This window comes from Streptomyces sp. PT12 (genome assembly GCF_003311645.1).
Lineage (GTDB): Bacteria > Actinomycetota > Actinomycetes > Streptomycetales > Streptomycetaceae > Streptomyces.
This window is the reverse complement of the sequence record NZ_QEST01000039.1, coordinates 26,000-40,167: the sequence shown is the minus strand read 5'-3', so window position 1 is coordinate 40,167 and position 14,168 is coordinate 26,000. Positions and strand designations below refer to the sequence as shown.

11 protein-coding genes and 1 pseudogene are annotated in these 14,168 nt (G+C 73.4%); 11 read left to right on the top strand and 1 reads right to left on the bottom strand.

The genetic code is table 11. The features are described from left to right. Nucleotides 1-3 precede the first annotated feature (3 nt). The 5 genes and pseudogenes from DEH69_RS04190 (at nt 4) to DEH69_RS04170 (ending at nt 2,486) form a co-directional block, all read left to right on the top strand. Nucleotides 4-873 carry a type II secretion system F family protein gene (locus DEH69_RS04190; protein ID WP_258534420.1) on the top strand — a complete coding sequence of 290 codons (870 nt, stop codon included), beginning with the start codon at nt 4-6 and terminating at the stop codon, nt 871-873. A gap of 191 nt (nt 874-1,064) precedes the next feature. Then, nucleotides 1,065-1,484, top strand: a pseudogene (locus tag DEH69_RS04185) (type II secretion system F family protein); the annotation flags it as partial. A gap of 37 nt (nt 1,485-1,521) precedes the next feature. Next, complete coding sequence (locus tag DEH69_RS04180) at nt 1,522-1,767, top strand: DUF4244 domain-containing protein (protein WP_113685508.1); 246 nt, start codon at nt 1,522-1,524, stop codon at nt 1,765-1,767. Beyond that, nucleotides 1,721-2,119, top strand: a complete 399-nt coding sequence (locus DEH69_RS04175; protein ID WP_113685507.1) for a TadE family type IV pilus minor pilin — start codon at nt 1,721-1,723, stop codon at nt 2,117-2,119. The genes DEH69_RS04180 and DEH69_RS04175 overlap by 47 nt, the downstream gene beginning before the upstream one ends. Beyond that, nucleotides 2,103-2,486: an Rv3654c family TadE-like protein gene (locus DEH69_RS04170; protein ID WP_113685506.1), complete on the top strand. Its 384-nt coding sequence runs from the start codon at nt 2,103-2,105 to the stop codon at nt 2,484-2,486. The genes DEH69_RS04175 and DEH69_RS04170 overlap by 17 nt, the downstream gene beginning before the upstream one ends. Here DEH69_RS04170 and DEH69_RS04165 read toward each other — a convergent pair. Continuing rightward, the gene (locus DEH69_RS04165; RefSeq protein WP_258534419.1) at nt 2,464-4,836 is read right to left on the bottom strand and encodes a DEAD/DEAH box helicase; all 2,373 of its coding nucleotides are present in this window, start codon (nt 4,834-4,836) and stop codon (nt 2,464-2,466) included. The two genes, DEH69_RS04170 and DEH69_RS04165, sit on opposite strands and share 23 nt — an antisense overlap. Before the next feature lie 136 nt (nt 4,837-4,972). Here DEH69_RS04165 and DEH69_RS04160 point away from each other — a divergent pair, with 136 nt between their 5' ends. The 6 genes from DEH69_RS04160 (at nt 4,973) to topA (ending at nt 14,057) form a co-directional block, all read left to right on the top strand. Continuing rightward, nucleotides 4,973-5,314, top strand: a complete 342-nt coding sequence (locus DEH69_RS04160; protein WP_049577173.1) for an STAS domain-containing protein — start codon at nt 4,973-4,975, stop codon at nt 5,312-5,314. Nucleotides 5,315-5,445: 131 nt separating this feature from the next. After that, on the top strand, nt 5,446-5,865 hold the full coding sequence (locus tag DEH69_RS04155; protein WP_113685504.1) for an ATP-binding protein: 420 nt from the start codon (nt 5,446-5,448) through the stop codon (nt 5,863-5,865). 249 nt (nt 5,866-6,114) lie between these two features. Beyond that, nucleotides 6,115-8,463 (top strand): sodium-translocating pyrophosphatase, encoded by a 2,349-nt coding sequence (locus tag DEH69_RS04150; protein ID WP_113685503.1) that lies wholly within the window; start codon nt 6,115-6,117, stop codon nt 8,461-8,463. A gap of 236 nt (nt 8,464-8,699) precedes the next feature. Next, a complete protein-coding gene (locus DEH69_RS04145) occupies nt 8,700-9,359 on the top strand; it encodes a small secreted protein (RefSeq protein WP_181727250.1) in 660 nt (219 codons plus the stop codon). A gap of 47 nt (nt 9,360-9,406) precedes the next feature. Then, nucleotides 9,407-10,918, top strand: coding sequence for a methyltransferase (locus DEH69_RS04140; protein ID WP_113685502.1), 1,512 nt, complete (start codon nt 9,407-9,409; stop codon nt 10,916-10,918). Between the two features lie 208 nt (nt 10,919-11,126). Continuing rightward, the gene (gene topA, locus DEH69_RS04135) at nt 11,127-14,057 is read left to right on the top strand and encodes a type I DNA topoisomerase (protein WP_113685501.1); all 2,931 of its coding nucleotides are present in this window, start codon (nt 11,127-11,129) and stop codon (nt 14,055-14,057) included. Nucleotides 14,058-14,168 lie beyond the last annotated feature (111 nt).

Below are 14,168 nucleotides of genomic sequence, written 5' to 3'. Positions count from 1 at the left end.
CCAGTGGGGCCACTTCACGTTGCCACGGTGGAGCCCACAGAAGTGCTTACAGACACCGGGGCGTGGCTGCTCATCGGCGGGTCGCCACGCCGAGGGCCGCGCCTGCTGGCGGCGGGCGGCGGCGCCTGGCAGCCCTCTCGGCCCTCGTTGCCGCTCAAGCGCCTAGTGCCCCGGAGGCTGGACGCCGCCGAGGCGCGGGTGGTGCTGAGCTGCCTGGCCGCGGGGCTGCTGGCCTCGGCGTGGGGCGGATCGCCGCTGCCGTTGCTCGCCTCGGGGCTGCTGGCGCCGCTGGCGGTGCGCCGGTGGCGGGACCGCAAGGCGCAACAGACCGCGGACGAGCGCCGGGACGAGGTCATCACGTTCTGCACCGCGCTGGCCGGGGAGGTGCGGGCCGGGAGGCCTCCGGCCCAGGCGATGACCGCCGTGGGCACGGCCGGGCTCGGCGTGCCGGGCGGCGGAGCCGTGGCCGCCGCCCGGTACGGCGGGGACGTGCCCGCTGCCCTGCGCGCGGCGGGCCGCCAGCCCGGCGCCGAGGGCCTGCGGGGGGTGGCCGCCTGCTGGTCGGTGGCGGTCGACGGCGGCGCGTCGCTGGCGGCGGGCCTGGAGCGGGTCGCGGGCGCGTTGCGCGCCGAGCGGGACCAACAGGAGGAGCTGCGGGCCCAGTTGGCCGGGCCGCGGTCGACGGCGCTGCTGCTGGGTGCTCTGCCGGTGTTCGGACTCGCCCTCGGCGCGGCCATGGGCGTGTCCCCGCTGCGCGTGCTGCTCGGCACCCAGGCGGGACTCTGCTGCCTGGCCCTCGGCGCCGTCCTGGAGTGGGCGGGGGTGGCCTGGGTGCGGGCCATCACCCGCGCCGCGGAGCGGAGCGGGCCATGACGGCATCGGCGCTCGCGGCGCTGGCCGCCGTGACGGCCCTGGTGGTGCTGGCCCTGCGCCGACGCCGACGCGGGGCGTCCACGGAGCCGGGCACCGGACCGTCCGCTCACCGGCCTGCCGAGCGGCTCTCCGGGGTCCGGGCCCTGCTGGCCCGGGTGCGTAGTCGGGGGCGGGTGGCCGAGGACCCTGGCCTGCCGTTGGCCACCGAGCTGCTCGCCGCCTGTCTCGCGGCGGGCGCGACGCCCGGCGCGGCGGCGGAGGCGGTGGGGTTCTCGCTCGGCGGCTCGGTGGGCGAGCGGCTGCGGTGGGCCGCGAGCGAGCTGCGCCTCGGCGGCGATCCGGCCGTGGTGTGGGGCAGGTTCGGTGTGCTCCCCGGCGCCGGAGGGCTGGCCCGCCGCCTGGAGCTGGCCGGGGCCAGCGGCGTGCCCACGGCCGCCGCGGTGGCGGCCGAGGCCGCCGAGACGCGGGCCCGTTGGCGCAGGGCGGCCCAGACCCGGGCCAGACGCGCGGCGATCCATGTCACCGGGCCGCTCGGGCTCTGCTTCCTGCCCGCCTTCCTGCTGATCGGCGTGGCGCCCGTCGTCATCGGGCTCGCCGAGGAGCTGCTGTGACCACCTCGACCCTCGACCCTCGACAAGGAGATCTCTCATGAGGACCATCGCACGACCGCTCGGCCGCCTCGGCTCGTTCGGCTCTCTCGGCTGCCTCGGCCAAGGGCTGCCTCGGCTTCCCGCCCGATGGCGGCGCGACGACGGGATGAGCACCGCCGAGTACGCCGTCGGCCTGCTCGCCGTGGTGACCCTGGCCACCGTGCTCTACGGCGTCGTCACCTCCCAGGGGGTGAGCGATGCCCTGCAAGGAGCGGTGGAGGAGGCGTTGCGCATCCGGCCGTGATCCGGCCCCGGTCCGGGGCCGTGCCGACGGCGGCTATGTCACCGCCGAGGCCGCGATCGTCATTCCCGCCCTCGTCGCGCTGCTCGGGATGCTTCTGTGGGGGCTCGGCGCCGTCGCGGTCCAGACCCGCTGCGGCGACGCCGCCAGGACCGGGGCCAGGGCGGCGGCACGAGGCGAGTCGGAGGCGCAGGTCAGGAGCGTGGCGAGCGCCGCGGCCCCCGAGGGTGCGGAGGTCGTGGTCGAGCGGGAGGGCCCGCTGTTCCGGGTGACCGTGGCGGCCGGTGCCCCGGGCCCTGGGCCGCTCGGGATGCGCGTCGACGGGGAGGCGGTGGCCCATGCGGAGGGGAGCTGACCCGGCCCGCCACGCGGCCGACCGCGGCTCGGCCACGGTCTGGGCGGTGCTGTGCGCGACGCTGCTGTGCCTGCTGTTCGCCGCGGTGCTGGCCCTCGGACAGGTGTCGGGGGCGCGGCAGCGGGCGGCCGCCGCGGCCGACCTTGCGGCGCTCGCCGCGGCCGATGTCGCGCTCGACGGCCGGGAGGCCGCGTGCGCGACGGCCGAACGGGTCGCCGCCGCGCAGCACGCCAGGGTGGTGCGCTGCCACATCGGAGGCGAGATCGCCGATCTCACCGCGGAGGCCAGGGCCGGTCCCTACGCGGTGCGGGTCAGGGCCAGGGCGGGGCCGGCCGACGCGCCGATCAGTGGCGCAGCAGCTCGGTGAGGAGCCGGAGCGCGCCCGCCTTGTGCAGCGGGTCGTTGCCGTTGCCGCACTTGGGCGACTGGATGCACGACGGGCAGCCGGTGGCGCACTCGCAGGCCGCGATCGCGTCGCGGGTGGCGGTCAGCCAGCGGCGCGCGGTGTGGAACGCCCGCTCGGCGAAGCCCGCCCCGCCGGGGTGCCCGTCGTGGACGAACACCGTCGGCAGCAGGGTGTCCGGGTGCAGGGCGGTGGAGACGCCGCCGATGTCCCAGCGGTCGCACGTGGCGAACAGCGGCAGCATCCCGATCGACGCGTGCTCCGCCGCGTGCAGCGCGCCGGGAAGGATCTCCCGGTCCACCCCGGTGGTATCGACCTGGTCCTCCGTCATCGTCCACCACACCGCCCGGGTGCGCAGCGTCCGGGGCGGCAGATCCAGCTTGGTCTCGCCCAGCACCTCGCCGGTCAGCAGCCGGCGCCGCAGAAAGGAGACGACATGGTGCGTGACCTCGACCGATCCGAAGCTCAGCCGGGCATCGCCCCACGGCACCGTGGTGTCGGTCTCCAGGACCGACAGGTCGGTCACCTCACGGGCGGAGGTGGTCCAGGGCGGGCTCGCGCGCTCGACCAGCGCGACCCCGTTGTCCAGGTCGAGCTCCCGCACGACATAGCTGTGTCCCTGGTGGAGGTGGACCGCGCCCTCGTGCACGGTGCTGTGCGAGGCCGCCTCGTCCACCGTGCCGAGCAAGCGGCCCGTGCCGTCCTCGACCACGCGGACCGGCTCGCCGCCCTCGCCCCTGATGCCGGTCAGCTCGGCGGGGCGCTCGCGCCTCGTCCAGTACCAGGTGTCGCCCCGGCGACGCAGCAGCGCCCGCGCCGCCAGCTTGGGCAGCAGCTCGGCCGCCGCGGTGTCGAACAGCGCGGTGCTGCCGGTGAAGTCGGCCTCGGTGAGCGGGAGTTCGGCGGCGGCGGCGCACAGGTGCGGGGCGAGGACATAGGGGTTCCCCGGGTCGAGCACGGTGCTTTCCACCGGCCGCCGGAACAACGCCTCGGGGTGGTGGACGAGATAGGTATCCAACGGGTCGTCGCGGGCGACCAGCACGGCGAGCGCGCCCTGTCGCTGCCGCCCGGCGCGGCCCGCCTGCTGCCACAGCGACGCCCTGGTGCCCGGATATCCGGCCAGCAGCACCGCGTCGAGGCCCGCGACGTCCACGCCGAGCTCAAGCGCGTTGGTGGCGGCCAGGCCGAGCAGGTCGCCGCCGTGCAGGGCGCGTTCCAACGCCCGCCGCTCCTCGGGGAGATAGCCGCCCCGATAGGCGGCGACCCGCCGGGCGAGCGACGCGTCGACGTCGGCCAGCCGCTCCTGGGCGATCAACGCGATCAGCTCGGCGCCGCGCCGGGAGCGCACGAAGGCGACCGTGCGCACCCGCTGGAGGGCGAGGTCCGTGAGCAGCTCCGCGGTCTCCGCTGTGGCGGTGCGGCGGACCGGGGCGCCCCGTTCGCCACGGGCCTCGGTCAGCGGCGGCTCCCACAGGGCGAAGACCAGCTCGCCCCGGGGCGAGGCGTCGTCGGTGACCTCGGTGACCGGCAGCCCGGTGAGCCGTTGGGCCGCGGCGCCGGGCTCCGCCGTGGTGGCGGAGGCGAGGAGGAAGACCGGCCTGGCCCCGTAGAAGGCGCAGACACGCCGGAGGCGGCGCAGCACCTGGGCGACATGCGAGCCGAAGACGCCCCGGTACACATGGCACTCGTCGATGACCACGTACCGCAGCGCGCGCAGGAAGGAGGACCAGCGGCGGTGCCCGGGGAGGAGGGCGCGGTGGAGCATGTCGGGGTTGGTCAGCAGGAGGTTGGCGTGCTCCCTGGCCCAGGCGCGCTCCTCCTGCCCGGTGTCCCCGTCGTACCCCGAGGCGCGGACCGCGGGCCCGAGCGGGGCGGCCAGACGGCGTAGCGCGCGCAGCTGGTCGGCGGCCAGGGCCTTGGTGGGCGAGAGGTAGAGCGCGGTGGCGCCGCGGCGGTTCGGCGCGGCGTGGCCGTCGAGGAGGGCGCTGAGCACGGGCACCTGGTACGCCAGGGACTTGCCCGATGCCGTGCCCGTGGAGACGACCACCGACTCGCCGCGCAGCGCCGCCTCCACCGCCAGGGCCTGGTGCGTCCACGGGCGGTCGATTCCGGCCGACGTCACCGCGTCGACCACCTCGGGACGTATCCCTTCGGGCCACGGCGCATGGCGACCGGGGCGCGCGGGCAGCTGCTCCATGTGGGTGAGGCGTTCGTCTCGCCCCGGCAGCCCGCGCAGACGCCCGAGCACCGCCCGTGGAGACGGGCGTGGGGCGTCGGTGTCGCCCGGCTCGGGCGGGGCGTGGTCGTCGGACATCGGCATCGAGTCTGTCACTGGTCCGACGGACAATGGCTGTAAGACGTCGTAATGGGCAGTCGGTAAGTGGTTGAATGCCCTGGCGGCTGCCGATCCATGGGGGGCGACCGCTCGTTAGCAAGGTGCTGGAGGATCCGTGGACCTGTCCCTGTCGACCCGAACCGTTGGCGACCGCACGGTCGTTGAGGTAGGCGGCGAGATTGACGTATACACCGCGCCCAAGCTGCGCGAACAGCTGGTCGAGTTGGTGAACGACGGCAACCACCACCTCGTGGTGGACATGGAGCGCGTCGACTTCCTGGACTCGACCGGGCTGGGTGTGCTGGTCGGCGGCCTGAAGCGGGTGCGGGCCCAGGAGGGCTCGCTGCGCCTGGTGTGCAACCAGGAGCGCATCCTCAAGATCTTCCGGATCACCGGGCTGACCAAGGTCTTCCCGATCCATGAGTCCGTGGACGAGGCCATCGCGGCCAACGACTGAGACCCGTCACGCTCGACGACCGATCGCGAGCGGACGTCACATCTTCACCGCGGCCGTACCGCCTTTCCGTGGTGCCGGGACATCGGCACCACGGCCGGGGCGGCGTTTCCGCACGATCGAGGGGGATCGTCATGGCCACCGTCGAACTTCGCTTCAGCGCCTCCCCGGAGCATGTCCGCACCGCCCGGTTGGTGGCCGCCGCCGTCGCCCGGCGCGCGGGCGTCGAGGAGTCGGTGCTCGATGAGCTGAGGCTCGCCGTCGGCGAGGCGTGCAGCCGCGCCGTCGGCCTTCACGCCGTGCACGGGCTCACCACGCCGGTGCGCGTGGTGCTGACCGAGGGGGAGAAGACGTTCTCCATCGAGGTGGGCGACGACGCCCCCAGCGTGGTGCCCGCCCCGCGGGACCAGACGGCGTCCGAGGCGGCCGAGGAGACCGACGAGCTCGGGCTCGCCGTGATCAGCGGCCTCGTCGACGACGTCGAGGTGATCTCCGACTCCCACGGCGGCAAGATCAGGATGAGCTGGCCGACGCCGACGGCGTCCGTTTCCTGATCGGCTTTCCGGCCCGACTCCCTGATCGGCAGCGCCTTGATCAATAACCCACCGCTCGGCTTCTCTTGATCAATTACGGGTGGGCATTCTGGTCCCATTCCCCGGCCGATGGAAGATCATCCCTGTTCCGGGGAATTCACTGTTCTCCGGCGAAATATCATTCCCGGCCTCTGTTTCGATGCCACGCCTCTCTCTACACTCCGGCCACGTCTGTCTGATTTGGACCAGCCGGTGCGTCAAGGAGGACGAATGGCACATCCCTATGTCACACAGGCAGCCGAGGCCGCCGAGCTCACGGGCGGGAACCGCGGCCTCATCCTGGTGATCGCGGTGATCGCCGCCGCCGCCCTGGCGCTCGCCGTCGTCCTCGTGAGACAGGTTCTCGCCGCCGGTGAGGGCACCGACAACATGAAGCGGATCGCCGCCGCCGTTCAGGAGGGCGCGAATGCATATCTCACGCGGCAGTTGCGCACGCTGAGCGTGTTCGCCGTCGCGGTCGTCTTTCTGCTGCTGCTCCTCCCGGCCGATGACTGGGGTCAGCGGATCGGGCGTTCGTTGTTCTTCGTCGTGGGCGCGGCGTTTTCCGCGGCCACCGGTTACCTCGGAATGTGGCTCGCGGTGCGGAGCAATGTCCGCGTCGCCGCGGCGGCGCGGGACGGCGGTCGCGACGTGGCGATGCGCATCGCGTTCCGCACCGGTGGCGTGGTCGGCATGTGCACGGTGGGCCTCGGCCTGCTCGGCGCGGCGTGCGTCGTCCTGGTGTACGCGGCCGACGCCCCGAAGGTGCTCGAGGGATTCGGCCTCGGCGCCGCGCTGATCGCGATGTTCATGAGGGTCGGTGGCGGCATCTTCACCAAGGCGGCGGACGTCGGCGCCGACCTTGTCGGCAAGGTCGAGCAGGGCATCCCCGAGGACGACCCGCGCAACGCCGCCACCATCGCGGACAACGTCGGCGACAACGTGGGCGACTGCGCCGGGATGGCCGCCGACCTGTTCGAGTCCTACGCGGTCACCCTGGTCGCCGCGCTCATCCTGGGCACGGTGGCGTTCGGCGACGCAGGGTTGGCGTTCCCGCTGCTGGTCCCTGCCATCGGCGTGCTGACCGCGATGGCGGGGATCTTCCTGGTCTCGCCGCGCCCCTCCGACCGCTCCAGCATGACCGCGATCAATCGCGGCTTCTTCATCTCCGCGGGGATCTCACTCGTCCTGGTGGCGATCGCCGCCTACGCGTACCTGCCCGGCACCTTCGCCGAGCTCGAGGGCATCACGGACTCGGAGATCGCCGGACACGACGCCGACCCGCGGCTGTTCGCGCTCGCCGCCGTCGCGATCGGCATCGTTCTCGCCGCGTTGATCCAGCAGCTCACCGGGTACTTCACCGAGCCGAGCCGCCGCCCCGTCAGGGACATCGGCAAGACGTCGCGGACCGGGCCCGCCACCGTGGTCCTCTCGGGGTTCTCGCTCGGCCTCGAGTCGGCGGTCTACACGGCGCTGCTCGTCGGGCTCAGCGTGTACGCGGCGTTCATGCTGGCGGGCAGCACGATCATGCTGGCGCTGTTCGCGATCGCCCTGGCCGGTACGGGGCTGCTCACCACGGTCGGCGTCATCGTCGCGATGGACACGTTCGGCCCGGTCGCCGACAACGCGCAGGGCATCGCCGAGATGTCGGGCGACGTCGAGGGCGAGGGCGCGCGCGTCCTCACCGACCTCGACGCCGTCGGCAACACCACCAAGGCCGTCACCAAGGGCATCGCCATCGCGACGGCGGTGCTCGCGGCCGCGGCGCTGTTCGGCTCCTACCGCGACGCCATCGCCGAGGCGATCGCCGACGTGGAGCTGAGCGCGGCCGACGTGCTCGGCGAGACCGGGCTCAGCCTCGACATCTCCCAGCCGAACAACCTGGTCGGCCTGATCATCGGCGCGGCCGTCGTGTTCCTCTTCTCGGGCCTCGCGGTCAACGCGGTCTCCCGCTCGGCGGGTTCGGTGGTGTACGAGGTGCGGCGGCAGTTCCGCGAGCACCCGGGGATCATGGACTACAGCGAGAAGCCGGAGTACGGCAAGGTCGTCGACATCTGCACCAAGGACTCGCTGCGCGAGCTGACCACGCCGGGCCTGCTCGCCGTGATGTCGCCCATCGCGGTGGGCTTCAGCCTGGGGATCGGCGCGCTCGGGTCGTTCCTCGCGGGGGCCATCGGCACGGGCATCCTCATGGCCGTCTTCCTCGCCAACGCGGGCGGCGCGTGGGACAACGCCAAGAAGCTCGTCGAGGACGGCCACCACGGTGGCAAGGGCAGCGAGGCCCACGCGGCCACGGTGATCGGCGACACGGTGGGCGACCCGTTCAAGGACACCGCGGGCCCGGCGATCAACCCCCTGCTGAAGGTCATGAACCTGGTGGCGCTGCTCATCGCCCCCGCCGTCATCACCCTCAGCTACGGCGACGACGCCAGCGCCCCGCTCCGCGCGCTGATCGCGGTGGTCGCCCTTGTGGTCATCGTCGGCGCGGTCTATGTGTCCAAGCGGCGCGGCATCGCCGTCGAGGACGACCCCGACCAGCCGGTGGAGCCCGTGGCCGAGACCCGTCCGACGGGCGTCTGAGCGCCGGAGTGCCCTTCGCGGGGCGGTCGGCGTCGCGCGGGAGGAACGACTCCCCGCGGCGGCGGCCGCCCCGCGGGGCCGCGCACCGAGGCCACCGGGACGGTGGGGCAAATGGCTGCAAAACCGGACAGTGGCCCCGGCCGTCACTCGGATGAGGGATGAGCTGCGTGTAAGTTCCCGTCAGACCAGGGCGTCGGCGCTCGAAGGGACGAGGAACGGTGAACAAGAAGCTCGCGGTGACACTCTCGGGTTGCGCGGCGCTCCTGCTCACGCTGTCGGCGTGCGGCGGTGGCGACGACGACGAGCGGGCCGACGAATGGGCCCGCGAGGTCTGTGACGAGCTGCGGCCCCAGGTCGAGAGGATCAACGCCGCCTACGCGTCGATCGCCCAGGTGGGCGAGCAGGACCGGGAGCCGCAGGAGGTTCAGGAGACCAACTCGGCCGCGTACCAGGAGATCTCGGACGCCTACGCCGCCCTCGCCGAGACCGTCGAGCAGGCCGGGGACCCGCCCGTCGACAACGGCGAGCAGATCCGCGAGGACACGGTGGCCGAGCTGAACGACCTCTCCGCCGCGTTCACGGGCCTGAAGGAGGAGATGGACGCGCTCGACACCTCCGACCGCGGCGAGTTCGCCGAGGGCCTGCGCGACATCCTGCCGCGGCTCGACGAGGTCGGGCGCAGCGGCACCGAGGCCCTCGAGGAGCTGGAGCGCGGCGAGATGAGCGAGGCGTTCGCCCGCCAGGAGGGCTGCCAGTCCCCGCCCGCGGAGCCGCCAGCCGAGGACGGCGGCGGGAGCGCGGGCGAGAGCGCCGAGGAGAGCCCGGCCGAGGAGAGCCCCGCGGACGAGAGCCCCGACGAGACCGAGGGCGAGACCGGAGGCGAGGGCGAGGGCTGAGGCGAGGGCGAGAGCGCGGACGAGTGAGCGCTCGCCACAATGGTGGCGTGCGCATCACCCCTCTCCCCGCCCCCGGCCCCGGCACCCCCCGGCTGCGCGAGGCCCTGCTCGCCGCCTCGTTCACGCCCGCCGGCCTGCTCGAACGGCTCGGGCCCACCGCCCATGCCGCCCTCGCCCGCGGCGAGCGCGTCCCCGCCCTCGCCGCCCTGCGCGGCGACGAGGGCCCGCTGGCCGCCGCGGTGCGGCTGTTCCTGCTGGGGCGGTCCGTCGCGTGGAAGGTCGCGGAGGGCGCGTTGCCGCTCGAAGCGGCGCTCGACGACGGGTGGTTGGTGCGTGAGGGCGACGAGGTGCGCGCGACGGTGGACGTGCGCCCCTATGCGTCCGGCGAGGTGTCCGACGCGTGGATCGTCTCCGACCCCGGGGGCCTCCCCGCCGCCGCGGGCGCCGCGGGGCGGCCCGCCGACGTCGTCCTCGGCGCGGGCGGCGCCTCGGCGACGCTGGCCGCGCTGACCCCGAGGACCCCGGTCGGTCGCGCCCTCGACCTGGGCACGGGCAGCGGCGTCCAGGCCCTGCACGCCGTCCGCCACGCCGCCCATGTCACCGCGACCGACACCAACCCCCGCGCGCTGCGCATGGCCTCGCTCACCCTCGCGCTCTCGGACGCGCCCCCCGCGGCGCTGCGCGAGGGCTCACTGTTCGAGCCGGTGTCCGACGCCCCGCCCTACGACCTGATCGTGTCCAACCCTCCGTTCGTCATCTCGCCCGCCAGGTCGGGCGCGGGCCTGACCTACCGCGACGGCGGGCTCGCCGGGGACGAGCTGTGCCGCGCGCTCGTGCGACGCTCCGCCGACCACCTGGCCCACGGCGGGCTGTGCCAGCTGCTCGCCAACTGGGAGCAGGTCGAGGGCGAGGACTGGCGGGAGCGGCTCGCGGGCTGGGTGCCGCCGGGGTGCGACGCGTGGATCGTGCGGCGCGAGGAGCAGGATGTCGCCGAGTACGCGGAGCTGTGGCTGCGCGACGCCGGGCTGCACCGCGGCGACCCCGCGGCATACGAGGAGGCGTACGCGGGCTGGCTCGACGAGTTCGCGGCGCGGCGCGTGCGGGCGGTCGGTTTCGGCTGGATCACGCTGCGCGCGAGCGGCTCCGAGCGCCCGTCCGTCCGCGTCGAGGACTGGCCGCACGCCGTCGAGCAGCCGTTGGGGAGCGCGGTCACCGGGCACTTCGACCGCCTCGACTTCCTGCGCTGCCGCGACGACGCGGCGCTGCTGGCGACGCGGTACGTGCTGGCCGACGGCGTCGTGCAGGAGCAGGTGGGCGCGCCGGGCGCCGAGGACCCCGAGCACATCGTCCTGCGGCAGCGGCACGGCATGATGCGCGCCGACGCGATGGACACCGTGAGCGCCGGGTTCGCGGGCAGCTGTGACGGAACCCTCCTCGCCTCCGCCATCCTTGACGCGATCGCCTCGCTGCTCGGCGAGGACCCCGTGACGCTCCGTGCCGGGGCGGGGACATGGCTGCGGCCGCTCGTTGAGCAGGGCTTTCTCCTGCCAGCCGCGTGAAAGGGGCGCTCCGCTGGCCCTCCGGGCCTACCGTCCGTGACTGTTCACCGACAACACCAGGGAGGCGGTCGGGCGGCGGGAATGGCGGATCTCGGGTTACCGTTCGAGATGCGTTGCGGGGTTTTCCCATTTGACACGCAGCAGGGATGTACCGTCACACTCCGCATCGTCAGTACTTTCCCCGGGCTGGAGAAGAGAAGAGCAGACGTTGTCCCCGACCAGCGAGACCGCGAACGGCCGGCGCCGACTTGTCATCGTCGAGTCGCCAGCGAAGGCGAAGACGATCAAGGGCTACCTCGGCCCGGGCTATGTGGTCGAGGCCAGCGTCGGGCACATCCGCGACCTGCCGAGCGGCGCCGCCGAGGTGCCCGCCAGGTACAAGGGCCAGCCATGGGCCCGCCTCGGCGTCAACGTCGACGCGGACTTCGAGCCGCTCTACGTCGTCAACAGCGACAAGAAGGACCAGGTCAGGAAGCTGAAGGAGCTGCTCGCCGGCTCCGACGAGCTCTACCTCGCCACAGACGAGGACCGCGAGGGCGAGGCCATCGCCTGGCACCTCAAGGAGGTGCTCAAGCCGCAGGTCCCCGTCCGCCGCATGGTCTTCCACGAGATCACCAGGGACGCCATCCGCGCCGCCGTCAACAATCCCCGCGAGCTCAACCAGCTCCTCGTCGAGGCCCAGGAGACCCGCCGCATCCTCGACCGCCTCTACGGCTACGAGGTCTCCCCCGTGCTGTGGAAGAAGGTCATGCCCCGGCTCTCCGCCGGTCGCGTGCAGTCCGTCGCGACGCGCCTGGTCGTGGAGCGGGAGCGGGAGCGGATCGCGTTCCGCTCGGCCGAGTACTGGGACCTGACCGGCACCTTCACGACCGTGCCGGGCGACGGCTCGTTCGACGCCAGGCTCACCTCGGTGGACGGGCGCCGCGTCGCGCAGGGCCGCGACTTCGGGCCCGACGGGCAGCTGAGGAACCCCGCGCAGGTCCAGCAGCTGAGCGAGGAGAACGCCAGGGCGCTGGCCGCCGCGCTCCAGGACGCGGCGTTCGCGGTGCGCTCGGTGGAGTCCAAGCCCTACCGGCGCTCCCCCTACGCGCCCTTCCGCACCACAACGCTCCAACAGGAGTCGTCCCGCAAGCTCGGCATGGGCGCCAAGGCCACCATGCAGGTCGCCCAGCGGCTGTACGAGAACGGCTTCATCACCTATATGCGGACCGACTCCACCACGCTGTCGGACACCGCGGTCGCCGCCGCCCGCGCGCAGGTCACGCAGCTCTACGGCGCCGACTACCTGCCGGACCGCCCCCGCGTCTACGCGAGCAAGGTGAAGAACGCGCAGGAGGCGCACGAGGCCATCAGGCCATCGGGCGACCGCTTCCGCACGCCCGCGGAGACGGGCCTGACGGGCGATCAGTACCGGCTGTACGAGCTGATCTGGAAGCGGACCGTCGCCTCCCAGATGAAGGACGCCGTCGGCCAGTCGGTCGCCGTCAGGGTCGCGGGCCGCAGCGCGGACGGGCGGGACTGCGAGTTCAGCGCGACCGGCAAGGTGATCACGTTCCACGGCTTCCTCAAGGCGTATGTCGAGGGCGCCGACGACCCGGGCGCCGACCTCGACGACCGCGAGCGGCGGCTGCCGCCGGTCTCCGAGGGCGACGCGCTCGCCGCCGAACGGATCGCCGCCGACGGCCACTCGACCAAGCCCCCGGCCCGCTACACCGAGGCCACGCTGGTCAAGGAGCTCGAGGAGCGCGAGATCGGCCGCCCCTCCACCTACGCGACGATCATCGGCACGATCCTCGACCGCCGCTATGTCTTCAAGAAGGGCACGGCGCTCGTGCCCTCGTTCCTCTCGTTCGCCGTGGTCAACCTCCTGGAGCAGCACTTCGGCCGCCTCGTCGACTACGACTTCACGGCCAGGATGGAGGACGACCTCGACCGCATCGCCACGGGCGACGCCGAGGCCGTGCCGTGGCTGCGCCGGTTCTACTTCGGCGAGGACGGCGGCCAGGCGGTCCGCGGGGGCGCGGCCGACGCGGGGAACGGCGACGGCGACCACCTCGGCGGCCTGAAGGAGCTGGTCACGGACCTGGGCGCGATCGACGCGCGGGAGATCTCGTCGTTCCCCGTCGGCGAAGGCATCGTGCTGCGCGTGGGGCGTTATGGGCCGTATGTCGAGGCGCCGCCCGACCCTGGGGCCGGGCCCGACGAGCCCGCCAAGCGCGCCGACGTGCCCGACGACCTGCCGCCCGACGAGCTGACCACCGAGCTGGCCAAGGAGCTGCTGGCCAAGCCCAGCGGCGACTTCGAGCTAGGCGCCGACCCGGGCACGGGCCATCAGATCGTGGCGCGCGACGGGCGTTACGGCCCCTATGTCACCGAGGTGCTGCCCGAGGGCACGCCGACCACGGGCAAGAACGCCGTCAAGCCGCGCACCGCGTCACTGCTGAAGTCCATGTCGCTGGAGAGTGTGACGCTCGATGACGCGCTCCGGCTGCTGTCCCTGCCGCGCGTGGTGGGCGTCGACCCCGAGTCGGACCAGGAGATCACCGCGCAGAACGGGCGGTACGGGCCGTATCTGAGGAAGGGCACGGACTCGCGTTCGCTCTCCTCCGAGGAACAGATCTTCACCATCACGCTCGACGAGGCGCTCGCCATCTACCGCCAGCCCAAGCAGCGCGGGCGCGCCGCCGCCAAGCCGCCGCTCAAGGAGCTGGGCGACGACCCGGTGACGGGGCGTCCCGTGGTGGTCAAGGACGGGCGGTTCGGCCCGTATGTCACCGACGGGGAGACCAACGCGACGCTGCGCCGCGACGACGACCCCGGGACGATCACGGCGGAGCGCGGGTTCGAGCTGCTGGCGGAGAAGCGGGCGAAGGGGCCAGCGAAGGGGCCAGCGAAGAAGACGGCCAAGAAGGCCGTCAAGAAGGCGGCGAAGAAGGCGCCAGCCAAGAGCACCGCCAAGAAGGCGGCGACCAAGACCGCGACGAAGACCGCGACCAAGGCGGCGGCCGCGAAGAAGGCGCCCGCCAAGAAGACCGCGGCCACGTCCCCCGGGAACGGCGCGAAGCCCCCGGGGAACGGCGCGAACGCGAAGGCGGCGGACCGCGCGACGCCCGCCGAGCCCCGCCCCGACGCCGGATAGCCGCGCGCCCCCCGGCGGTCACCGCCCCGCGGGGGGGTTCGCGGGGCACCACCGGGGAAGCCGCCCCTACCGCAACTGCCATCGTTTCCCGGGCAAATGTTCGGGTGGGTG

Bases quoted from the DNA above. Each gene is read 5' to 3' on its own strand.
- DEH69_RS04180 (WP_113685508.1), top strand. From the start codon at position 1,522: ATGAGGACCATCGCACGACCGCTCGGCCGCCTCGGCTCGTTCGGCTCT.
- DEH69_RS04165 (WP_258534419.1), bottom strand. From the start codon at position 4,836: ATGTCCGACGACCACGCCCCGCCCGAGCCGGGCGACACCGACGCCCCA.
- DEH69_RS04150 (WP_113685503.1), top strand. From the start codon at position 6,115: ATGGCACATCCCTATGTCACACAGGCAGCCGAGGCCGCCGAGCTCACG.
- DEH69_RS04155 (WP_113685504.1), top strand. From the start codon at position 5,446: ATGGCCACCGTCGAACTTCGCTTCAGCGCCTCCCCGGAGCATGTCCGC.
- DEH69_RS04170 (WP_113685506.1), top strand. From the start codon at position 2,103: ATGCGGAGGGGAGCTGACCCGGCCCGCCACGCGGCCGACCGCGGCTCG.
- DEH69_RS04175 (WP_113685507.1), top strand. From the start codon at position 1,721: ATGCCCTGCAAGGAGCGGTGGAGGAGGCGTTGCGCATCCGGCCGTGAT.